Source organism: Rhizobium sp. BK196 (assembly GCF_014193255.1).
Classification (GTDB): domain Bacteria; phylum Pseudomonadota; class Alphaproteobacteria; order Rhizobiales; family Rhizobiaceae; genus Rhizobium.
The window spans coordinates 512,364-533,761 of record NZ_JACHZB010000001.1 but is presented as its reverse complement, the minus strand read 5'-3'; the positions used below and the strand labels follow the sequence as shown (position 1 = coordinate 533,761).

General features: G+C 62.0%; 22 protein-coding genes and 1 pseudogene. 12 read left to right on the top strand and 11 right to left on the bottom strand.

Going from position 1 to position 21,398, the window contains the following annotated elements; translation table 11 throughout:
• Positions 1–8 precede the first annotated feature (8 nt).
• The 5 genes and pseudogenes from FHT78_RS02925 (at position 9) to FHT78_RS02905 (ending at position 5,409) form a co-directional block, all read left to right on the top strand.
• Positions 9–1,142, top strand: a complete 1,134-nt coding sequence (locus FHT78_RS02925) for a Gfo/Idh/MocA family oxidoreductase (RefSeq protein WP_183740299.1) — start codon at positions 9–11, stop codon at positions 1,140–1,142.
• A gap of 278 nt (positions 1,143–1,420) precedes the next feature.
• On the top strand, positions 1,421–2,452 hold the full coding sequence (gene mgrA, locus FHT78_RS02920; protein WP_183740296.1) for an L-glyceraldehyde 3-phosphate reductase: 1,032 nt from the start codon (positions 1,421–1,423) through the stop codon (positions 2,450–2,452).
• Positions 2,453–2,541: 89 nt separating this feature from the next.
• On the top strand, positions 2,542–4,155 hold the full coding sequence (locus FHT78_RS02915) for a glycoside hydrolase family 43 protein (protein WP_183740293.1): 1,614 nt from the start codon (positions 2,542–2,544) through the stop codon (positions 4,153–4,155).
• A 7-nt stretch (positions 4,156–4,162) separates the two neighbouring features.
• A pseudogene (locus FHT78_RS02910) lies at positions 4,163–4,642 on the top strand (GNAT family N-acetyltransferase).
• A gap of 434 nt (positions 4,643–5,076) precedes the next feature.
• Positions 5,077–5,409: an RcnB family protein gene (locus FHT78_RS02905; RefSeq protein WP_183740290.1), complete on the top strand. Its 333-nt coding sequence runs from the start codon at positions 5,077–5,079 to the stop codon at positions 5,407–5,409.
• A gap of 68 nt (positions 5,410–5,477) precedes the next feature.
• Here the strand turns inward: FHT78_RS02905 and FHT78_RS02900 are convergent, their stop codons facing one another.
• On the bottom strand, positions 5,478–6,149 hold the full coding sequence (locus FHT78_RS02900) for a 5-formyltetrahydrofolate cyclo-ligase (protein ID WP_183740287.1): 672 nt from the start codon (positions 6,147–6,149) through the stop codon (positions 5,478–5,480).
• Positions 6,150–6,266: 117 nt separating this feature from the next.
• Here FHT78_RS02900 and FHT78_RS02895 point away from each other — a divergent pair, with 117 nt between their 5' ends.
• Together FHT78_RS02895 and FHT78_RS02890 are read left to right on the top strand one after the other, a co-directional pair.
• Positions 6,267–7,163 carry a LysR substrate-binding domain-containing protein gene (locus FHT78_RS02895; protein WP_183740285.1) on the top strand — a complete coding sequence of 299 codons (897 nt, stop codon included), beginning with the start codon at positions 6,267–6,269 and terminating at the stop codon, positions 7,161–7,163.
• Between the two features lie 43 nt (positions 7,164–7,206).
• On the top strand, positions 7,207–8,331 hold the full coding sequence (locus tag FHT78_RS02890; RefSeq protein ID WP_183740284.1) for an HPP family protein: 1,125 nt from the start codon (positions 7,207–7,209) through the stop codon (positions 8,329–8,331).
• 19 nt (positions 8,332–8,350) lie between these two features.
• Here the strand turns inward: FHT78_RS02890 and FHT78_RS02885 are convergent, their stop codons facing one another.
• The 4 genes from FHT78_RS02885 to FHT78_RS02870 all read right to left on the bottom strand — a co-directional run bounded on the left by FHT78_RS02885 (position 8,351) and on the right by FHT78_RS02870 (position 11,462).
• Complete coding sequence (locus FHT78_RS02885; protein ID WP_183740282.1) at positions 8,351–8,650, bottom strand: hypothetical protein; 300 nt, start codon at positions 8,648–8,650, stop codon at positions 8,351–8,353.
• Positions 8,651–8,888: 238 nt separating this feature from the next.
• The gene (locus FHT78_RS02880) at positions 8,889–9,077 is read right to left on the bottom strand and encodes a hypothetical protein (RefSeq protein ID WP_183740280.1); all 189 of its coding nucleotides are present in this window, start codon (positions 9,075–9,077) and stop codon (positions 8,889–8,891) included.
• A complete protein-coding gene (locus FHT78_RS02875) occupies positions 9,074–10,279 on the bottom strand; it encodes a GTP-binding protein (RefSeq protein ID WP_183740278.1) in 1,206 nt (401 codons plus the stop codon). The genes FHT78_RS02880 and FHT78_RS02875 overlap by 4 nt, the downstream gene beginning before the upstream one ends.
• Positions 10,280–10,466: 187 nt before the next feature.
• A complete protein-coding gene (locus FHT78_RS02870) occupies positions 10,467–11,462 on the bottom strand; it encodes a zinc ABC transporter substrate-binding protein (protein ID WP_183740276.1) in 996 nt (331 codons plus the stop codon).
• A gap of 102 nt (positions 11,463–11,564) precedes the next feature.
• Between FHT78_RS02870 and FHT78_RS02865 the strand changes: the two genes are divergently transcribed.
• From FHT78_RS02865 to FHT78_RS02855, 3 genes are read left to right on the top strand one after another with little or no spacing between them, the layout of a single operon-like run.
• The gene (locus tag FHT78_RS02865; protein WP_183740273.1) at positions 11,565–12,560 is read left to right on the top strand and encodes a metal ABC transporter ATP-binding protein; all 996 of its coding nucleotides are present in this window, start codon (positions 11,565–11,567) and stop codon (positions 12,558–12,560) included.
• Complete coding sequence (znuB, locus tag FHT78_RS02860; RefSeq protein WP_183740270.1) at positions 12,553–13,368, top strand: zinc ABC transporter permease subunit ZnuB; 816 nt, start codon at positions 12,553–12,555, stop codon at positions 13,366–13,368. The genes FHT78_RS02865 and znuB overlap by 8 nt, the downstream gene beginning before the upstream one ends.
• A complete protein-coding gene (locus FHT78_RS02855; protein ID WP_183740267.1) occupies positions 13,365–13,763 on the top strand; it encodes a Fur family transcriptional regulator in 399 nt (132 codons plus the stop codon). Before znuB ends, FHT78_RS02855 begins: the two co-directional genes overlap by 4 nt.
• Before the next feature lie 106 nt (positions 13,764–13,869).
• Here FHT78_RS02855 and FHT78_RS02850 read toward each other — a convergent pair whose 3' ends face one another.
• Positions 13,870–14,616 carry an aminoglycoside phosphotransferase family protein gene (locus tag FHT78_RS02850; protein ID WP_183740264.1) on the bottom strand — a complete coding sequence of 249 codons (747 nt, stop codon included), beginning with the start codon at positions 14,614–14,616 and terminating at the stop codon, positions 13,870–13,872.
• 221 nt (positions 14,617–14,837) lie between these two features.
• Between FHT78_RS02850 and FHT78_RS02845 the strand changes: the two genes are divergently transcribed.
• On the top strand, positions 14,838–15,578 hold the full coding sequence (locus FHT78_RS02845) for a gamma-glutamylcyclotransferase (RefSeq protein ID WP_183740262.1): 741 nt from the start codon (positions 14,838–14,840) through the stop codon (positions 15,576–15,578).
• 49 nt (positions 15,579–15,627) lie between these two features.
• Here the strand turns inward: FHT78_RS02845 and FHT78_RS02840 are convergent, their stop codons facing one another.
• Both FHT78_RS02840 and FHT78_RS02835 read right to left on the bottom strand, forming a co-directional pair.
• On the bottom strand, positions 15,628–16,035 hold the full coding sequence (locus FHT78_RS02840) for a GFA family protein (RefSeq protein WP_183740259.1): 408 nt from the start codon (positions 16,033–16,035) through the stop codon (positions 15,628–15,630).
• 205 nt (positions 16,036–16,240) lie between these two features.
• Positions 16,241–17,272, bottom strand: a complete 1,032-nt coding sequence (locus FHT78_RS02835) for an aldo/keto reductase (protein ID WP_183740256.1) — start codon at positions 17,270–17,272, stop codon at positions 16,241–16,243.
• Between the two features lie 167 nt (positions 17,273–17,439).
• Between FHT78_RS02835 and FHT78_RS02830 the strand changes: the two genes are divergently transcribed.
• Positions 17,440–18,060: a TetR/AcrR family transcriptional regulator gene (locus FHT78_RS02830; RefSeq protein WP_183740253.1), complete on the top strand. Its 621-nt coding sequence runs from the start codon at positions 17,440–17,442 to the stop codon at positions 18,058–18,060.
• A gap of 25 nt (positions 18,061–18,085) precedes the next feature.
• On the opposite strand, the gene FHT78_RS02825 is transcribed toward FHT78_RS02830, so the two are convergent.
• The 3 genes from FHT78_RS02825 to FHT78_RS02815 all read right to left on the bottom strand — a co-directional run bounded on the left by FHT78_RS02825 (position 18,086) and on the right by FHT78_RS02815 (position 21,389).
• On the bottom strand, positions 18,086–19,051 hold the full coding sequence (locus tag FHT78_RS02825) for a DMT family transporter (RefSeq protein WP_183740251.1): 966 nt from the start codon (positions 19,049–19,051) through the stop codon (positions 18,086–18,088).
• Between the two features lie 75 nt (positions 19,052–19,126).
• Entirely contained in the window at positions 19,127–19,627 is a 501-nt protein-coding gene (locus tag FHT78_RS02820; protein WP_183740248.1) for a DUF4405 domain-containing protein, read from the bottom strand.
• A gap of 277 nt (positions 19,628–19,904) precedes the next feature.
• Positions 19,905–21,389, bottom strand: coding sequence for a L,D-transpeptidase family protein (locus FHT78_RS02815; RefSeq protein WP_183740245.1), 1,485 nt, complete (start codon positions 21,387–21,389; stop codon positions 19,905–19,907).
• Positions 21,390–21,398 lie beyond the last annotated feature (9 nt).

Sequence of the window (21,398 nt, the reverse complement as noted above, 5' to 3'; positions counted from 1 at the left end):
GGCAGACCATGACCAAGGAACTTGGCGTCGGCATCATCGGATGCGGCAATATCTCCACCACCTACTTTTCGCTGGCACCGCTCTTCAAGGGGCTGAAGGTGCTGGCCTGCGCCGATATCAACGTGCAGGCGGCAAAGCAGCGCGCCGAGGAATATGGCGTGACGGCACAGACGATCGAAGAGCTTCTCGCCAATGACGAGATCGACGTCGTCGTCAACCTGACGATCCCGGATGCGCATTATCCGGTGTCGAAGGCGGCTCTCGAAGCCGGCAAGCACGTCTATTCGGAAAAGCCGCTTGTTCTCTCGCTGGAGCAGGGCGAAGACCTTCGCCGCATCGCCAAGGAAAAGGGCCTCGCCGTCGGCTGCGCGCCTGACACGTTCCTCGGCGGCGCGCATCAGCTTGCGCGCAAATTCGTCGATGATGGCGGTATCGGCCGCATCACGTCGGGCGCCTGCTACGTCATGGGCCCGGGCATGGAAATGTGGCACCCGAACCCGGACTTCTTCTTCCTGCCGGGCGGCGGCCCGATCCTCGACATGGGGCCGTATTACATCGCCAACCTGATCAACCTGGTCGGACCTGTGAAGCGCGTTGCCGGCCTAACCTCGATGGCGTCGGAAACCCGCACCATCACCAGCCAGCCCCGCAATGGCGAGATCATCCCGGTCAAGACGCCGACGACGATCCAGGCACTCCTGGAATTCGTTTCCGGCGCCACCATCACGCTGACGGCAAGCTGGGATGTCTGGTCGCACCGCCATGCCAATATGGAGCTCTACGGGACGGACGGTTCGCTCTACGTGCCGGACCCGAACTTCTTCGGCGGCGTCGTGGAAGCCAGCGGCCGCGACAAGGACATCAAGGCGTTGGAAGCCTGGGACCACCCCTTCGGCAAGTTCAACCAGGAAAGCCCGAACGGCCCGCGCGCCAACTACCGCACGGCCGGCCTTGCCGACATGGCCATGGCGCTGATCGAGGGCCGCGATGCACGCTGCTCGCTCGACCGCACGCTGCACGGCGTCGACATCATGACCTCGATCCTGAAGTCGGGCGCGGAAGGGCGGTTCGTGGATCTCACGACGACCTGCACGCAGCCGGCGGCGCTCGGTATCGAAGAGGCGCAGGCGCTGTTGAAGTAAGGTGAAGGGTGCGCCGTGCGTTTGTCGTGCGGCGCGCTTGCCTCGACGCTTCAGTCATCCTCGGCTTGCCCCGAGGATGACGGTGTCTGGAGGGCAGGGACTGCCCAGAGAAAAGTTGAAGCGCGAAGAGAACACGCGCCACGCGCTTGCCGTATCGGCGTGCTTACTCCAATAGTGCCATCGCTCGGCCTGACATGAAGGCCGCGACGTTTTCAGCTTTCGCCCGCGCTCCTGCGGATACGAAAGACAAGCACTTTTACAGGTTGAGGAGACCTCAGATGAGCTGGCAACCGGCCGAAGACCGTTATTCGAAGATGAAGTATAACCGCACGGGCCGTTCCGGCCTAAAGCTGCCGGCCGTTTCCCTCGGCCTGTGGCACAATTTCGGCGGCGACACCCCGCATGACCGCAAGGTCGACATGTGCCGCACGGCTTTCGATCTCGGCATCACCCATTTCGATCTCGCCAACAATTACGGCCCGCCTCCCGGCAGCGCCGAGACGGCGTTCGGCGAGATCCTGCGCACCGATTTCGCCGGTCTACGCGACGAGCTGATCATCTCCTCCAAGGCCGGTTACGACATGTGGCCGGGTCCTTACGGCGAATGGGGCAGCCGCAAGTATCTCGTCGCCTCCTGCGATCAGAGCCTTGAGCGCATGGGCCTCGACTATGTCGATATCTTTTATTCGCACCGTTTCGACCCGGAAACGCCGCTGGAAGAGACCTGCGGCGCGCTCGACTATATCGTGCGCTCCGGCCGCGCGCTCTATGTCGGCATCTCCTCCTATAATTCGCAGCGCACCCGCGAGGCCGCCGCGATTTTGAAGGATCTCGGCACGCCGTGCCTCATACACCAGCCGAGCTATTCCATGCTCAACCGCTGGGTTGAGGACGATAAGCTGCTCGATACGCTCGATGAGGTCGGCATGGGTTCGATCGTGTTCTCGCCGCTTGCCCAGGGCATGCTGACGACGAAGTATCTTGGCGGCATACCCTCCGACAGCCGCGCGGCGCAGAACCATTTCCTCAAGAAGGACTTCATCCGCCCGCAGATCATCGACAATATCAGGAAGCTCAACGAGATCGCCGAGAAGCGCCGCCAGACGCTGGCGCAGATGGCGATCGCCTGGGTGCTGCGCGGTGGACGCGTAACCTCGGCGCTCATCGGCGCCAGCCGTTCCTCGCAGATCGTCGATTGCGTTGCCGCACTCGATAATCTCGAGTTCTCGGCAGAGGAGCTGAAGCAGATCGATGTCTATGCCAAGGAGGCCGACATCAACCTCTGGGCCAAGTCAGCAGAGCTGGAGTAGTTTTGATCGCCCGGGGCAAAACCCCGGGCGTTTTTCTGGTATAGTTTGACGTACGTATAGCAAGAACCTTGCTCAACGGAGGAGCCGCCATGATCCGCAATCCCATACTGCCCGGATTTAATCCCGACCCGTCCATCTGTCGCGTCGGCGCCGATTATTACATCGCGACATCCACCTTCGAATGGTATCCGGGCGTGCAGATCCACCATTCGCGGGATCTCGTGAACTGGAAGCTGGTTCGCCGGCCGCTGGAGCGGGCTTCGCAGCTCGACATGCGCGGCAATCCCGACAGCTGTGGCGTCTGGGCACCGTGCCTTTCCTATGCCGACGGGCAGTTCTGGCTGGTCTATACCGACGTCAAGCGCTTCGACGGCAACTTCAAGGACGCGCATAATTACATCGTGACGTCGTCTACCATCGAGGGCGAATGGTCCGAGCCTGTTCACGTCAATTCCTCGGGCTTCGATCCGTCGCTCTTCCATGACGATGACGGCCGCAAATGGTTCGTCAACATGCAGTGGAACCACCGCACCGAGAGCTATGGCGGCTCGCCGAAATCGCCGGCTTTCGACGGCATCCTGCTCCAGGAGTGGGATCCGCAGACGAAGACGCTGAAAGGCCCGATCAAGAACATCTTCGCCGGCAGCCCGCTCGGCCTCGTCGAGGGACCGCATCTCTTCCGCAAGAACGGCTGGTACTACCTGACGACGGCCGAAGGCGGCACGGGTTACGACCATGCGGTGACGATGGCGCGTTCGCGCAATATCGACGGCCCCTATGAGCTGCATCCGAACCGGCACCTGATCACCTCGAAGGATAATCCGGAGGCGGCGCTGCAGCGGGCAGGGCATGGGCAATATGTCGAAACGCCTGACGGGCAGGTCTATCATACCCATCTCTGCGGCCGGCCGCTGCCGCCGAAGCGCCGCTGCACGCTGGGGCGCGAGACGGCGTTGCAGAAATGCGTCTGGCGCGAGGATGACTGGCTCTATCTCGAAAACGGCACGACGGTTCCTGATGTCGAGGTGCCAGGCCTTGGCGGTGCTGTGCGGGCGGAAAAACCTGTTCGTAGCGAATATTCCTTCGATGGTGACCAGCTGCCGGATGATTTCCAGTGGCTGCGCACGCCACAGCCGGAGCGCATCTTCAACCTGACGGAGCGCCCTGGCCATCTGCGCCTCATCGGCCGCGAAAGCGTCGGCTCCTGGTTCGAGCAGGCTCTTGTGGCTCGTCGCCAGGAACATCACAGTTTCCGTGCGGAGACGGTGGTGGAGTTCGCTCCGGATACCTATCAGCAGGTGGCCGGTCTCACGCACTACTATAACCGCCACAAGTTCCATGCCGTCGTCGTGACGCTGCATGAGAAGCTTGGCCGTTGCGTCACGATCTTTTCCTGCAATGGCGATTATCCGAACGGCCGCTTGAGTTTTCCCGCCGAGGCCGGCGTCGCGCTTCCGGCCGACGGGCGCGTACAGCTCTCCATGGAAATCCGCGACAACGACCTGCAATTCTTTTGGCAGACGGAAGGCAAGGGTGCCTGGCAGCCGATTGGCCCGGTCCTCGATGCCGGCGTCGTCTCGGACGAGGGCGGGCGCGGCGAGCACGGCTCGTTCACCGGCGCCTTTGCCGGCGTCTTCGCCTTCGATACATCGGGCCGGGCAAAGACGGCCGATTTCGACTGGTTCAACTACGAAGAGCTGTGAGCCGACGATGGCAGACGATATCCGCATCGAGCCGATGACCGAAGCACATATCGAGAGCTTTCACCGGGCTCTCGATACGGTGGCGCGCGAGCGGAAATATCTGACCCTGCTCAAGGCCCCGCCCTTGGAAGAGACGCGCAAATTCGCGCTGTCTTCGATCGGCCGGGGCAATGTGCATCTCGTCGCCCTCGACGGCGGCGAGGTGATCGGCTGGTGCGACATCCGCCGGCATTTCTTTCCTTCGCGGGGCCATTGCGCCTCGCTCGGCATGGGCCTCATTCCCGCCCACGCGGGCGAGGGCTTGGGCAGCGGCTGATCGAGGCGGCTATCGCTCAGGCGCGTGAAGCCGGGATGGTGCGTATCGAACTCGGCGTGCATGACGATAATGCGCGGGCGATCCGCCCTTATGAGAAGGGTGAGCCTTGATGCGTTCTATGTAGATGGGCACTATACCGATATGATCAATATGGCGCTGATCTTTCGATAGGTGTGATTGGGTGCGACTGGGTTTCCCCTTCGCCCCATTGGGGAGAAGGTGGCCCGAAGGGGCGGATGAGGGGGCTCCGGGTGGGGCTTTCATTTCGTTTTGTTGCCTTTGCTCGGCACGCTCCGAGTCCGCTGCCCCCTCATCCGCCTGCCGGCACCTTCTCCCCGATGGGGAGAAGGGGAGATTGCGAGCGCTCGGTTTCCTGGCCCCGAAATACCGCCCAGAATGCCAATCCGATCACGCCCGATTACGCAGACGTGATTCCTTGCAGCATGATCTTGCCACCTGCCGTTATCTCGAAATTAGGATATTAGGAATCGCGGATAAGTATGCGATTTCATTACAGATCTTTAATTTTATTTTCAGAATTCGTTCATTTTCGAAGACGTAATTTCGGGGCGTGTTCAACACGAGGAAGCCCCAAGGAAACCCTCATGAAAAAGATTTTTGCAGCTCTTCTTTCCGCCTCTTTCCTGCTCTCGCCGATCGTCGCATCGGAGGCGAGTGCTGCCGATCACCGCCGTCCGCCGGTCGTCGTCCACAAGAAGGTCGTCGTCGAGAAAAAGGTCGTCCGTCGGCATCATTGGTCCAGGGGTTACCGCATGTCGGCTGCCGAGCGCGGCCGTTACGGCGAAGTCCGCGACTACCGGCGTTACCGCCTGGCACCACCGCCGCGCGGCTATCACTGGGTGAAGGCCGATAACGACTACCTTCTCGTCGGCGTCGCCACCGGCTTGATCTCCAGCATCGTCGCTGCCAACCGCTGAGTTCACCTCCTGAAAGGGGCGGCTTCGGCCGCCTCTTTTCTTAAGGGGTAGGGTCGCGTTCTTTGTCGTCAGACGAACGGAGCAGCGGAGCGCCTGATCACGCCATCCTCCGTGATCACAGCGTCCATCGGGATATCATGCGGCTGCGGCTTGATCGTGCGAATCTGCTGCTGCGAAAATCCGATGCCGATAGCGAGCGGCTTGGGGGAGAGCGCCGCCAGCGTCCGGTCGAAATAACCGCCGCCGACACCGAGGCGATAACAGCCGCGGTCATAGCCGACGACAGGGGCGATCACGATATCGGGCTGCCGCTCTTCGCCTTCGGTGGGGATGAGAATACCGAGCACGCTGCGTTCCAGTCTTGTGCCCGGGGTCCATGTCCTGAATTTCAGGGGCTTTGCTTTCTCTGCCACGACCGGCAGGAGGCATGTCGCGCGCTCGGCGATTGCAGTCATCCAGCCACGCAGATCCGGCTCTCCCTGAAACGGCCAGTAGACGCTTACGCATTTTCCCGCGATGACAGGAGCAAGAAGCCGATCGAGATGCGATGAGATCAGCGCCGTCTTCCGTTCGCGTTCCGCCGAGTCTATCAGCTTGCGCGCGTCGATCAGCCGCTTGCGCTCAGCGCGGCGCCATTCCCGCACCACATCCCATGGTTCTTCGAGGCCCATATAGGCGGGGTCGACTTCGTGCATCAGGCATGCGGGCGAGGCGTAGTCGTCGGGTTGGTCTTTCTGCATACGGTGGTCCGATCGGAAGAAGTTTTTCGTCGAAGCGACGATTTTGGGTGGTAGGACGATTGCGATCATTCTCTGATTTGGAATAATAGACAAGTTCGTTCATCAAGCGAGATCGATGTGGATCTGTCTTCCCTGGAAATTTTCCTTGTCGTTGCCGAAGAGGGTAGCGTCACCCGCGCGGCAAAAAGACTTTCGCGTGCACCGTCGAATGTCACGACCCGTATTCAGGCTCTGGAAGGGCAAATGGATGCCGCGCTCTTCAGCCGGGACGGCAAACGCATGACGCTGACACCGGAGGGGCAGCTTTTCGTTTCCTATGCGCGGCGGCTGATGGCGCTGGCCGGGGAGGCACAGCTTGCCCTCAAGGGTGCCCGCCCGCGGCCGACCTTACGTCTCGGCACGATGGAAAGCACGGCAGCGAGCCGGTTGCCGCCCGTACTTGCCCATTTCAACGACGAGAATCCCGGGATCGCCCTGAAGCTGACGCTCGGCGCGACGCGCGAGTTGACGAAGGCGGTTTTGTCCGGCGAGTTGGATTGCGCGCTGATTGCTACGCCGCAGGGTGAGCCCGGCTGGCTGTCGTCAGCCGGTGTCGATGCCGATGATCTCCATTCTGCGCGCGTCTATGAGGAAGACCTTCTGCTCGTGCTGCCGCCTCATCATGCCGCGGTCGCAGCACCTCAGGATATTCGCCTTCCGGCGCTCGCCGCGCTTGAGCCCGGCTGTACCTACCGCCAGATCGCCGAGCGGTGGGTCCGTGGCGGCGCCAGTCTGCCGACGGTGGAAATGACATCCTATCACGCGATCCTTGCCCAGGTCGTCGCCGGCAATGCCGTCGGCGTCATGCCGCGCTCCGTGCTCGACATGCTGCCGTGGAGAGCCGAGGTCACCGTCCACCGGCTCGGTCCCGTCGATACGCTGCTGATTTCGAGGCGCGAGCAGCGATCCGATCCGTTGCAGGCCTTCGAGCAGATCATGCTCATGTCGGCCAATCCGCCTGCCAAGTTGCAATAGCAGCGCCTTCCATCCAGCCCCAGCCTACCTCAAAGAGTTCTTCATGCGCGTGCCAAATCCCGACGAGACACCCCGCCGGCCCTCCATCTCGCGGCTGTTTCATCCCATTCTCGCCGGTGCGACACTACGCGACCGGCTGCTCGCCTGTCTCGGCGCGCTGGTTTCCATTGCACTGACGGGCCTGCTCTGCGGCGCGCTCTTTGGAGAAGGTTCGCATCTGCCGCTGATCGTGGCGCCGATGGGGGCTTCGGCCGTGCTGCTCTTTGCCGTGCCGGCCAGTCCGCTCGCGCAGCCCTGGTCGATCATCGGCGGCAATACGATATCGGCGATCATGGGGGTTGCGGCGGCTAGCCTGATCCGTGATCCGATCATTGCGACGGGTGTCGGCGTGTCACTGGCGATCGCGGCCATGTCCTTTACCCGCTGCCTGCATCCGCCGGGCGGGGCGGCGGCGTTGACGGCGGTGCTCGGCGGTCCCGTCGTCGCCAGCTGGGGCATGCTCTTTCCCTTCGTGCCTGTCGCGCTGAATTCCTGCCTGCTGGTGGTGCTCGGCCTCGTTTTTCACAAGCTGTCGCGGCACAATTACCCGCATGTGGTGGCCGCACCCGTCAACACGCATCTGACGGCAGACCGGCCGCCGGCGGAGCGCGCCGGCTTCCAGGAAGAAGATATCGATGCAGCCCTTGCCAAACTTAACGAGACCTTCGATATCGACCGCGCCGACCTTAGCAGGCTGCTGCGTCAGGTGGAGTTCGAGGCAGTGGCGCGCTCCAATGCCGAGATCCGCTGCGCCGACATCATGTCGCGCGATGTGATTGCCATCGATGCCGATGCGACGGTCGAGCAGGCGCGGTGGCTGCTGCTGAACCACAATATCCGCACTTTGCCGGTGCGCGACGAGGCCGGAAAGCTGATCGGCACGGTCGGCCTGCGGGAGCTTGCGCTTGCCTCGGGTCCTGTGGAACGGCTGATCTCGCCGGCAACGACAGCGTCTGCCGGCGATGTGGCGATGGCGCTGCTGCCGGATCTGACGGACGGGCGCACCCATGCCGTCATTATCGTCGATGAGGAGAGACGTATCGTCGGGCTCATTTCACAGACGGACCTGCTGAGCGCCGTTGCCCGGGCTTTGCCGAAAGGCGGCAAGACCGCGGCCGTCGCGGCCTAGGACAGATCCAGCAGAGCGATCAGCGCATGCCGAGATAGGCGAGAAGGCAGGTCGCCGCAGCGGTGACGGCCAACTTGGGCCATCTGTCGCCGAAGACGAAGGCAAGCAGCGCACCGCCGGCAAGGGTGGCGCCGGCGCTCCAGAAACTCTTGTCGGCACAGGTCAGTGCAAGGGCGGCGAGGAACACCGCGCTTGCCACCATCGTGACCGGCGCCGACACCCTGACGATGTCATCCTCTACCATATAGGGGAGGATGAAGCGCCGCAGGCTGAGGGCGAGGGTGGCTGAGAGCAGGAGGTCGGTCAAGACAGGCGGCATGGTGCATCCGATGGTTTCCGGTGCAAGCGTTGCAAGCGGTGTGCCAGTCGCGGGAGTTTCAGCCGATCCTCGCATTTGCGCGTGGTCGGTTCGGCAAGGGACCGGGTTTCGGCGCTTTGTGCCCATTTATTGAATTGAGGATGATCAAAAAAAGATCATAAGGTCGATCTGCGCAAAAATTCATCTTCTGATCCGCCCGCCGGAGTCGTAGTTCCGGCAGGCGCTACGGCATGGCGACCTATTCAACGTCCTGCTTCCGCCGCGACGGCATCACCAGTTCGGCAATGGCGCCAAGAACTCCCTTCGTTCTTCGTGCTTCCGTCTGCGCCTCATCCGCGTATGTCAGCGGATGCAGCCCTTTGATCGGCGGCAGCGGCTCGCATTCGATGCACAGGCATCGATAGGGTCTGATTGCCGTCGCCTTCATGCCGCCTGTCGGCTCCAGCTGACGAAGGGATCGGGCAGGTTGCGCCAGCGCTGCGGTGTGAAGGCGTCGACCTCCATCAGACAAGCGTCGAGCTCTCGCCTGATCCAGTCCTCATCCATCGGGTCGGCGCCGATGAAGACGATTTCCTGACGTCGGTCGCCCCAGACGGGGTCGAGGTAGGGGCCGATGGCGCGCAGGAAGGCTGCTTCCTGCGGCCATTGCTCGCGCGGGACTGCCGCCCACCAGAGGCCCATCTTGCCGGTGCGGACGATGGCGCCCGCCTGGCTGAGTTCGCCGACATGATGCGGGCGGGTGGCGAGCCAGAAGAAGCCCTTGGCGCGGATCACGCCCGGCCAGGTGCGGTCGAGAAACGCCTGGAGTTTTGCGGGATGGAAAGGGCGCCTCTCGCGGTAGACGAAGGAGCGGATGCCGTATTCCTCGGCTTCCGGCACATGGTCCCTGAAGCCGTGCAGCTCCTTGTACCAGAGTGGATGGGTCTCGGCTTTGTCGATATCGAAGCTGTTAGTGCCGAGCACATCCTTCAGCGCCACCTTGCCGAAATCCGCCTCGATGATGCGGGCATCCGGATTGAGGCCGGTGATGATCTTCCGGGCAGCGTCGCGTTGCTCTTCGCTTGCCGTGCCGACCTTGTTCAGCACGACGATATCGGCGAATTCGATCTGCTCGACGAGCAGATCGATAATCGTTCTGTCGTCGCCATCACCGGCGGTTTCGCCGCGGTCGGCGAGGAAATCGGACGAGGCGTAGTCGGCGAACAGGCTGGCGGCGTCGACGACGGTCACCATCGTATCGAGGCGGGCGATGTCGCAGAGGCTTGCCCCGTTCTCGTCGCGGAATTCGAAGGTGGTGGCGACGGGCGGGGGCTCGGCAATGCCTGTGGATTCGATCAGCAGGTAATCGAAGCGGCCCTGTTCGGCGAGCTGGCGCACCTCCTTGAGGAGGTCGTCGCGCAGTGTGCAGCAGATGCAGCCGTTGGTCATTTCCACCAGCTGCTCCTCGGTGCGGGAGAGATTGGCGCCGCCATTCCGCACAAGGGCTGCATCGATATTCACCTCGCTCATGTCGTTAACGATAACGGCGACGCGCATGCCCTCGCGGTTGGAAAGCACATGATTGAGAAGCGTCGTTTTTCCGGCGCCGAGGAAGCCGGAGAGAACGGTAACGGGAAGTCGCTTATCCATGTTATTATCCTTATTACGTTATAACATTACAATACTGGCTAACAAAAAAGGCGGAACGGGGGTGTCACCGCCTTCTTTCGCCGCAGCTCTCGCGGGGAGGGCTGCAAGTCCGGCAGGGCGCGCTGAGTCGCCCTGTCGTTGGTCAATCGGCAGCAGCCCTTGCCGAAAATCGCCTGTGATTTTCGGACTATGCGCTTGCCAGGCAGCTCTTCATGCTGTCGGCGATGCCGCGCATGAGAGTGAAATAGAGATCGGGGCCGGCGGGCAGGGTGGCGGCTTCGGGGTCCAGCACGCCTGATTTCGCCTTGGTGCCTTCGATGACGACATTGACGAGGCGCGGTTCGAATTGCGGCTCGGCGAAGACGCAGGTGGCGCCGAGATCGCCGACCTTCTTGTGGATCTCCGAGACGCGCTCGGCACCTGGTATCGTCTCGGGGCTGACGGTGATCGAGCCGGCGACGCGGATATGGTAGCGGTGCTCGAAATATTGATAGGCATCGTGGAAAACGATGAAGGGCTTGTCCTTCACCGGTGACACGGTTGCGGCGATTTCCTTGTCCAGCGCATTGAGCTTGTCATCCAGCGCCTTGGCATTGGCCTCGTAGGTCAGCGCGTTTTCGGGATCGGCGGCAACCAGCGTGGTGGTGATCTCTGTGGCCATCGCCTTGGCATTCATCGGATCGAGCCAGAGATGGGTGTCGAAGGCGCCGTGGTCACCGTGGTCGTGGTCATGATCAGCCTCGGCATGATCGTGGCCGGCCTCGGCATGTTCCTCACCGGAAGCGCTGTCGTGGTCATCGCCATCATCATGGGCCTCGAAAGCCCCGCCTTCGCGGAAGGGGAGCTTCACCAGGCCCGGCGCATCGTCCAACCTCGCGACAATGGCGTCGGAACCCAGCGATTCCAGCGGCTTTTCGAGGAAGGCTTCAAGGCCGGGGCCGACCCAGAAGATCACCTTGGCTTCCTGCAGCGCCCGAGCATTGGAGGGTTTCAGATTGTAGGTATGCGGGGAGGCGGCGCCATCGACGATCAGCTCCGGTTTGCCGACGCCTTGCATGATGGCCGATACCAGCGAGTGGACCGGCTTGATCGAGGTGACGACCACAGGGGCATCGGCGGCCTGGAGGGACCCGGCGAAAAGGAAGGCCGGGATTACGAGGGTAAGACCGATCGCCAGTTTCATCAGCATGCTCCGCTTGAATTGTACTTGTTATGTTATTACATCAATTGCGTTATGCTATAACGTGTGCAATAGCAGGACGCAACAGCACTGTCGGAAAATTTGATGCTCTCTCCCGCAAATAATCCCGCTGGCAGCTCTGCCGGTATCCGGGCCGAACCGCTGGTTTCGCTTGAGAATGTCGGCATTCGGCGTGGCGGCCGCTGGCTGGTACGCGGTGTGGATTTCTCCGTTTCGCGCGGGGAGATCGTCACGCTGATCGGCCCGAACGGCTCCGGCAAATCGACGAGCGCCAAGGCGGCGATCGGCGTGCTGAAGCCGGACGAGGGCAGGGTCACGAAGAAGGCCGGCCTCAAGGTCGGCTATGTGCCACAGAAGCTTGCAGTGGACTGGACGTTGCCGCTTTCGGTGCGCCGGCTGATGACGCTGACCGGGCCATTGCCGGAGGCCGATATCATGGCCGCACTCGAAGCATCAGGCATGGCGCATATGCTGGATGCGCAGGTACAGCATCTCTCCGGCGGCGAATTCCAGCGGGCGCTGATGGCACGCGCCATTGCCCGAAAGCCCGATCTTCTCGTGCTCGACGAGCCTGTGCAGGGCGTCGATTTCGCCGGCGAGATCGCGCTTTACGACCTCATCAAATCGATCCGCAACACGACCGGCTGCGGCATCCTCTTGATCTCCCACGACCTGCACGTCGTCATGGCGGAGACGGATACGGTCATCTGCCTCAACGGCCATGTCTGCTGCCGCGGCACGCCGCAGACGGTCAGCCAGAGCCCGGAATATGTGCGCCTCTTCGGCAGCCGCGCAGCGCAGACGCTTGCCGTCTATAGCCATCATCACGATCATACACATCTGCCGGACGGGCGGGTGCTGCATGAAGACGGTTCGGTAACCGATCATTGCCATCCCGAGGATGGGCACCACCACGATCATGACCATGGACATGCTCATTCGCATGATCATGCCGAGGCCCATGCTCACGCTCATGCCGATGGAGATCAGTCCCACCGGCATGCGCATGCAGAAGCGCACGCCCATACGCACACGCATTTCCAGAGCGGAGCCAAAAGCGGGGAGGACCGTCATGCTTGACGATTTCTTCGTGCGTGCCATTCTCGCCGGCGTCGGTCTTGCGCTGACGACCGGCCCCCTCGGCTGTTTCATCATCTGGCGGCGCATGGCCTATTTCGGCGATACGATCGCCCATTCGGCTTTGCTTGGCGTGGCGCTGTCGCTGCTCTTCGAGCTCAACCTGACGCTTGCCGTCTTCGTTGTCGCCGCCACCGTCTCGATCCTGCTGCTCCTTTTGCAGAAGCGTCAGGCGCTTTCGGCCGATGCGTTGCTCGGCATCCTCTCGCATGCGACGCTGGCAATCGGCCTCGTCATGGTCGCCTTCATGACCTGGGTGCGCATCGATCTCATCGCCTTCCTGTTCGGCGATATTCTGGCGGTGTCGACGACCGATATCGCGCTGATCTGGGGCGGCGGCATCCTGGTGCTGGCGGCGATCGCCTGGCTGTGGCGGCCGCTGCTGGCAGCTACCGTCAATCCGGAACTGGCCGAAGCCGAGGGCCTGAGGCCGGAGCGGGCGCGGCTGTTCTTCATGCTCCTGATGGCCGTCGTCATCGCCATTGCCATGAAGATCGTCGGCATCATGCTGATCACCTCGCTCTTGATCATTCCGGCGGCGGCGGCGCGGCGCTTCTCCTCGACACCGGAGATCATGGCCGTGCTTGCCTCGCTGATCGGCGCGGTCGCCGTCGTCGGCGGGCTGTTCGGCTCGCTGACCTATGACACGCCATCAGGCCCGTCGATCGTGGTGGCCGCTCTCATTCTCTTCATTCTGAGCCTGCTTCCCGCCTGGCGCGGGCGCAGGGACCTGGAAGGACAAGGCTCATGAACACACCGCAAATGACCCGCAACCAGGCGCTCGTCTTCGACGTCCTCGAAAAGGCCGAGGCGCCGCTCAGCGCCTATACGATCCTCGACAAGCTGCGCGACCAGGGGTTTCGTGCGCCGCTGCAGGTCTATCGGGCGCTGGAAAAGCTGCTCGAATACGGCGTCGTACATCGGCTTGAAAGCATCAATTCCTTCGTCGCCTGCGCCCACCCCGGCGAAGACTGCCACAGCCATGGCATCGTCGCCTTCGCGATTTGCGAAAGCTGCGGCCAGGTGATCGAATTCCACGACCACGAGGTGGATCACCGCCTGATGGGCTGGGTGCGCAGCCAGAAGTTCAAGCCGGCGAAGACGACGATCGAAATCCGTGGCACCTGCGAGGCTTGTGCGGCGTAATCGTCCTAGAGCATTTCCGTTTTTTTCGAATCACGAAAATGCTCTATCTCTTTGTTTTCACGCAATTCCGGACGCAAAACCGCGACACACCTTTGCTGGCATTGCTCTAGCCGTTTGCGGGGGCCAGCGATGCGAGATGCAGAAGGTCCTCGGTCTCCTCGGGAACGCCCTCTGCCAGGCGGGCGGCAGCGATCACCGGCAGCCAGTCAAAGATCTCGTCCGGGGTCAATCCGGCCGTCTTTGCATAGGTGACGACATAGGCTTCGGCGATTGCCGGAAGGACGCGCCGCATCAACAGATAGGTGCGGCAGACATCGGCGGCCGGGTTGCCGCTGCAGGCGTCCAGCCAGTCGACGATCATGATGCCATCGCCGGAGCCCATGATATTCCAGGGATGGAAGTCGCCGTGGCAGACACGGTCGTCATCCGGCAGGGCGGCAAGTGCCAGAAGCAGACGGTCGCGTAGATCCGGTGGCACAGGTTCGATGCGCTCGATATTGGCCGACAGTCTTGCCTTCAGCGAGGGGAGGCCTATGCCCGGTTCGCGGTGCAGGCGCTGGTGGAGTGCTGCCATCTCCTTGATGGCTGACAATGGCGGCTCCGGCGTCATCTCATCGGCAAGGCTGGTGCCGGTCACGCGATCCATCAGCAGGCCCCAGCGACCGTGGTAATCGCCGACGACGTGGACCCTGGGTGCCGGCAGCGAGAGCTTTTCCGCGATCGCCAGATTGGCGGCCTCGCGGAAGGCTGGGGCCTTCGGACGGCCAGGCCTATAGAGCTTCAGCGCCAGCGTGCCATGTTCAAAGACTTCCGCTTCCTTGCCGGCGCCGAGCAGACGGCCGATTTCGCTCATGTCGGGCTCCCGCACCATGGGTTTCATCAGAACGATGTGGCGCGGGTTTTGGGAAGGGAAAGGGTGTCCGCGCGGGCGCGGCAAAGTCCTCCAAGCCCGATTGTTCCGGTATTGGAGACAGTGTGTCCGTGGCAAACGGCTTTATCCGGCGCGTAAGGCATGAATGATGGCGGTAGAAAAGAACCATCATAGGCATCCCTGGCTCAGGGAAACGGAGCGTCATGACCATCAACAATAAAGGCTGCGATGCCATCGCCTGCCGCGGCGAAGAAATCCTTTCGCGCGAGCTGCTGCTGAGCGGCACATTCGCTAACCTGATTGCCGGGGAGGCGCCTTCGCTCAAACTTCTCAGCGATGAGGAGCGACAGGCATCCCTCGCATCGATACTCGCCGAGAGGCCGGAAGGTGATGTCTGGATTTTCGCCTACGGCTCGCTGATCTGGAATCCGATCATTCTCAGCGTCGAAAGCCGCAAAGCCCGCATTGAGGGCTGGCGCCGGTCCTTCTGCCTTGCCACCGTTTCCGGGCGGGGTTCGCCCGATAATCCGGGTCTCGTGCTCGGCCTGGATGCGGGCGGAGCCTGCGATGGCGTCGCCCTGCGGCTGCAGGAAGAGGATCTCCGGCACGAACTCGAGCTGCTGTGGCGGCGGGAGATGGTGGCCGAGGCCTATATTCCGCGCTGGGTCGATCTATTGGACGAAGACGGCGCGCGTTTTGGAAGCGGCATCGCTTTCACCATGAACCCGCTGGCAAATACCTATGCCGGCGGGCTTTCAAGAGAAACGACCGTTCAGCGGCTTGCCACGGCTGCAGGCAGCATCGGCAGTTCGGCTGACTATCTGTTTCGCACCCGTGAAGGCTTGCGGGCGCTCGATATGTGGGACGAGTTTCTGGAGGAGCTCGCTATCGAGGTGGAGGAGGCGCAACGCCGGTTGCAGCAATTGCCTGCCGCTGGCATTTAATAAGCAATTTTTCTCACCAGGCTGCTGACGTCGGCGATCCCGAGAGAATTCAGTTTCCGGCATGACGCTCGATCGTCCCGGCAAGGTCGATCCAATGCGGGCGATCCTCCCACCAATGGACATGATCCGGAGCAGGAAAGGATGGATCGGCGAATGTGCCCCCAGCGATGACGACGGTGCCGGGAAAATACGTTCCGGACTTAGAAAATCCGCCCCCACCGCAGATCCGACAAAAAGCTTTCATCACATCGGGTGTGGTTTCGCCCTCCGGAAACCATACGGAATATTCTCCAGAAATGATCCGGACATCTTCCTCATGGAACCACACGTTGTGGGCAAGTGCGCTGCCGGATGCGCGCTGACACCGTGTGCAGGTGCATACGTGGTTGTGCACAGGATCGCCATTGACTTCCAGGGAAAGGGCGCCGCAGGTACATTTGGCATGAAAAGTGGGCATTTGGGCTCATTCCGCGCTGGCTAACGGCTATCGATGTTACGACGGCGGAATCGACAAGGTCCATTGAAATCGTCGGGACACATGCTGAAACAGGCTGATGAATGGTTGAACGGCGAGATTTTTCAAAGATATCCGCCGGAGGATGCCGTTCCGTTGTGCCGAAGGCTCCGCGGGAATAGCGGAGCCTTCAGACCTGTTTTGCCGATCAGCCGGCGGCGCGTTCGGCGGGCGGACGGCGGCGCAGGCTCGCGGTCTGGATCGCCGGGGTCTTGTAATTGGCTTCCAGCGGACCGGTTTCCGTGCCTGGTGGTACGATGGCGTCGATGGCATCGAGCAGTTCGTCGCTCAGGCGCACTTGCGTGCCGGCCAGTAGATCGTCGAGCTGCTCCATGGTGCGCGGTCCGAGAATCGCCGAGGTGACACCCGGATGGGCGATGACGAAGGCAAGCGCCATGTGGGTGAGCGAGATGCCGGCGCCTTCGGCGAGCGGGATGAGCTGTTCGACGGCGTCGAGACTGTTTTCGTTCGACATCTGCTTGGGGAAATAGGCGACGCGCGTACTGTCGGGCTGAGCCGCACCGCGGCGGTAGCGGCCGGTGAGCATGCCCATGGCAAGCGGGCTCCAGACGAGGGCACCCATGCCATAGCGTTCGAGGGCCGGCAGGACTTCACGCTCGATGCCGCGATGGAGGATAGAGTAGGGCGGCTGTTCGGTGCGGAAGCGGGCGAGACTGCGCTTTTCTGCCACCCACTGCGCCTCGATGATATCGGAGGCGGGGAAGGTGGAGGAGCCGATGGCGCGGATCTTTCCGGCGCGCATCAGATCTGTAAGGGCCGAGAGCGTTTCCTCAATATCAGTGTCCGGCGCCGGGCGATGCATCTGGAAGAGGTCGATATAGTCGGTCTGCAGGCGGCGCAGCGAATCTTCGACGGCGCGATAGATCCAGCGGCGCGAACTGCCCTGCTGGTTCGGATCCTGGCCCATCGGGATAAAGCATTTGGTGGCGAGAACGACATTGTCGCGCCGGCCTTTCAGCGCCTTGCCGACGATCTCCTCGGATTCGCCGTGGCTATACATATCGGCGGTGTCGATGAAGTTGATGCCGGCGTCGAGTGCCTTATGGATGATGCGGATGGAATCGTCGTGATCGGCATTGCCGATGGCGCCGAACATCATGGCGCCAAGGCAATAGGGGCTGACCTTGATGCCGGTGCGGCCAAGGGGGCGGTATTGCATCTTCGTTTCCTTTGAATCTTGGACTGCTCGCAGGAGCAGGTGAATCTTGAACTGCCTGTCAGCAGACTTTGCCGCTGGCAAAGTCCTGGAAAACAGAGTATAAAAGCGCATCCGGAACGCGGTTCCGTTTATACGGAACAATGTTCCGTTTTGCAAGGGGTGTTGATGTGACTGACGGGACGGACAGCCCGGGCGAGGGGCGTAAGGCTGATAGCGGCCATGAAAGGCCTGTAAGAGCGGATGCGCGGCGCAACCTGGATTCGCTGCTGAAAGCCGCCCTGGCGGTGTTTGCGACTTCAGGCGTGGATGCCCCGGTGCGCGAAATTGCGGAAAAGGCGGGCGTGGGCGTCGGCACGGTCTATCGCCATTTTCCGCAGCGCTCCGATCTCATCAAGGCGGTGATGCGCAACGAAGTGGATGCCTGCGCCGATGCCGCGGTGACGCTTGCTGCCGAGCATGAGCCGGGCGAGGCGCTGTCGCGCTGGATGCAGCGCTTTGCCGATTTCATCATGGCCAAGCGCGGCCTTGCCGCAGCGCTCCATTCCGGCGACCCGGCCTATCAGGCGCTGCCGGCCTATTTCGAGCAGCGCATGATCCCGGCATTGCAGGGCTTGCTGGACAGGGCCGTTGCCGCCGGAGCCGCACGCGGCGATGTCGAGGCGAGCGAACTCCTGCGTGCCGGCGCACAGCTTTCCAATCTTGGGCAGGGGGATGATCCGGCGACGACGCAGCGGATGATTGCGTTGCTGGTAGACGGGCTGCGCTATGGGGCGGGCGTGAAGGGCTGAGGGTCTTGCTCCTCGCCTCCTGTCTTCAGGCTGCCGCTGCCTTTTCCTTCGGTTTCAGCAGAATGATCAGCAGCAACCCGGCGATGATGAGGGCCGCACCTTCGAGGTGATAGGTCTGCAGCTTTTCGCCGAGGATCAGATAGGCGAGCACGGCGATGAAGATCGTCTGGATGTAGAGGAGCACGCCGGCGCGGGCGGCCCCGAGCGCCTCGATGCTGCGATTGAAGAGATAATACATGAGCGCGCCGCCAGGGATCGCGACATAGGCGAGCGCGATGAGCCCGCTCGTATTGAGCGTCGTGCGTTCGTCGGCGGTGAGCTCGTAGAGGTAGAAGGGTAGGGCTGTCAGCGCCGCAGCACCGAGCAGCAGGACGAGCAGGGCAAGGCGGTTCAGGTCGAATTTCGCGCGGCGCAGTAGCACCGTGTAGAGGCTGAAACAGAAGGCGCCGGCGACGATCCAGAGTTCGCCGGGGTTGAAGTCGAGGCGCAGAAGTGCTGCCGGGCTGCCTTTGATGATGATGGCGACGATGCCGAGGAAGGCGAGGATCGATCCGGCCACCTGCCAGCTTCCCATCGGCTCTGACAGCATCAGGCGAGCAAGGATCATGGTGATGATCGGGATCAGCGCGATGATGATGCCGGCGGTGGTGGCATCGGCATGTTGAAGGCCGACGAAGATCAGGCCCTGACAGATGGCCAGCCCCATGCCGCCGATGAAAAGCAATTCCAGGCCGCGCGCCCGCACCAGCGCAAGCATCTCGCCGAAATGGTGGCGCACGATAGGCAGCAGGATCGCGAAGGCGATCAGCACGCGCCAGAAGCAGAGCGCCCAGGGCGGCATTTCCGTGGAGACCCATTTGGCTGCGATATAGACGCCGGCTGACAGGAGCCAGCAGAGCACGCCTACGGAATAGGCCCCTGCAAGCGAGCCGCCTGCGGCCTGTTCCGTCCCGACAGTATCACGATGGACTGCCAAGACATGTATTGCCATCACCCAGTTATGCCACAATTTCCGGGCGCCGCACAGGTGAAGGCACTGTCGGCAATAAGCGGTAAGAGGCAGGCCCTATCCTTCCACGCTGAAGATGATTGCGAGGGCGCGGTTCTCATCGACGCCGTGCAGGCGGGCGAGGTCTTCGACGGATTGATGCGCCTCCGCCTCTATGCCCTGCTGCCTGAGCCTGGCCAGGAGATCGGCCTGTGACTGGCCGGTGACATCGGCAAGGGCCGAGAGGGGTGCATAGACAAGCGCCTGTTCGATCGGGCGCTCCAGCTGCGGTCCGGTGATCTGGCCCCAGCTGAAGAAGGATGCGGCAAGCACGATCGCGAAAACCGCAATGCTGTAGCGGCCCCAGCGCGCCTTCAGATGCGACTGGAATGGCTTGATGTTGGCGACGATGTGGCCGATGGCGCCGGTCACGAAGAACCAGGAGAACCACTGGTGGACGACGGTCATCAGGCCTCGTTCCCATTCGAAGAACATCATGACGCCTGTGCCTGCCATCAGCAGGAAGGAGCCGATCGTCAGGGGTGTCGCCCAACTGCGTGTGGTGATCCTAGCGGCCATCGGAGCTGTTCCCAATGATTGCGTCGATCGGCCTGATTGCCGTGCGCGGTTCTGCCGCGCCGGCGCCGCACTTCCGTGCGCCGGTTGAGATCTGATGTGCCATGTCCGCTCCATTGTGTGTATAACGCACATATATCAGGGGCGGAACATGTCGTCAATAAATATGTGTAAAATGCACGTATCGTCACCCGCCGAACGCTGTCGGTGGTGACGAGGAGAGGATTGGCAGAGGGGCAGCTAGCGACGGAGTGGCGGGGCTGGCACAGCCCCGGCCGAGTTACGATTGGGCGCGGCTCGCGGTCGTGGCCGAAATCGCCGACAAGGTCTGCGCGTCGCGGCCATAGATATCGTCGAAATAGTGGATGACGCCGTCGTCCGTCGGCCAGGCGGTGAAATAGGAAACGTAGACGGGAACCTCTTCCGGAACCGGCATGTCCTGCTTGCCGCCGGCTGAGATCTGCTGATCGACGAACTCGACCGAGGTCTTCAGGACGGCGGCGGCCATCGCCTTCGGGTTTTCCAGGCGCACGCAGCCATGGCTGAACATGCGGTCCTGCGAGGCGAATTTTCCGCGTGCCGGGGTGTCGTGCATGTAGATGTCGTGCGAATTCGGGAAGAGTATCTTCAGCTGGCCGAGCGCATTGTCAGCACCCGGCGGCTGGACGACGCCGATATTTTCGAGCGGCTGCGACCAGTCGACCTTGGCCGAAGGCATGGTCTTTCCCTTGACCGAGACGACATAGCCTTCCTTGTCCAGATAGGCGGGATCGCGCTTCAGGTGCGGCAGCATTTCGTTGCGGATGATCGATTGCGGCACGCCCCAGTCGGGGTTGAATTCCACCGTCTTGATCGAGGCATCGAAGAAGTTCGTCTGGTGATCCTGCTGGCCGATCACAGCCTTCATCGACAGCGTCAGCGTGCTGTTTTCATAATAGTAAGCCATATAGGCCGGCTGGTTGATGAAAACGTAGCGCTCCGGGAATTCCTGCGGCAGCCAGCGCATTTCCTCCATCGCCACGATCACCTTGTTGATGTTGGCGGCAGTATCGCCGCCCTGGCCTGATGTGCGCAGGTAATGCAGTTCGGCGGCGAGCTGGGCGAATTTCGGGTTGCTCGGCAGGAGACGGTCGAAGACCACCATCAGATCCGGCGTGGCCGAAAGCTGGGCGATCGTGCCCTTCAGATCGACCGGCTTGCGCTTGAAATCGTAATAGTTCGACAGCTTGTTGGGATCAATGCGGCCGCGGAAATTATCCTGCAGGAACATCAGCATCTTGGCCGAGAGAGAGGCTTCGAACTCGGCCAGCGCCTTCGCGTCCGATCTTTGAGGAGGGGCAACGGCATAGTCGCCGGCATTCAATCCCCAGTCATCGGCCTGTTTCAGGAGGCTGAGCGCCTGCGCGGCCTTGGGGGTCGGCCCCTTGCCATCGACCCAGATGAGCTTTGCCTTCGGCTGGGCGTAATAGGCCTCGACCGCCTCGGCGATGTCGTTGTTCATCGAAACCGTCAGGCCGCCCATTTCGTTCAGCACCTTGGCCTGATTGCCGCTGGCTGAATCAAAGAGCGCCGACAGCGACGCGCCCGTATCCTGCCGGACGATATGGGCGGGCCGGCGGGGCGGAACCGTATAGCCGGGCTTCGGGCTTGCCTGCGTGACGGGTGGCGCCGGCAGCGGCTCGGCGCGCACGGCAATTGCACTTCCCGAGAGCGCCAGCAGACCGGCGAGCGGTACAATCCAGCGGGAAGATGTTTTCAGCGGCATTCTGATGTC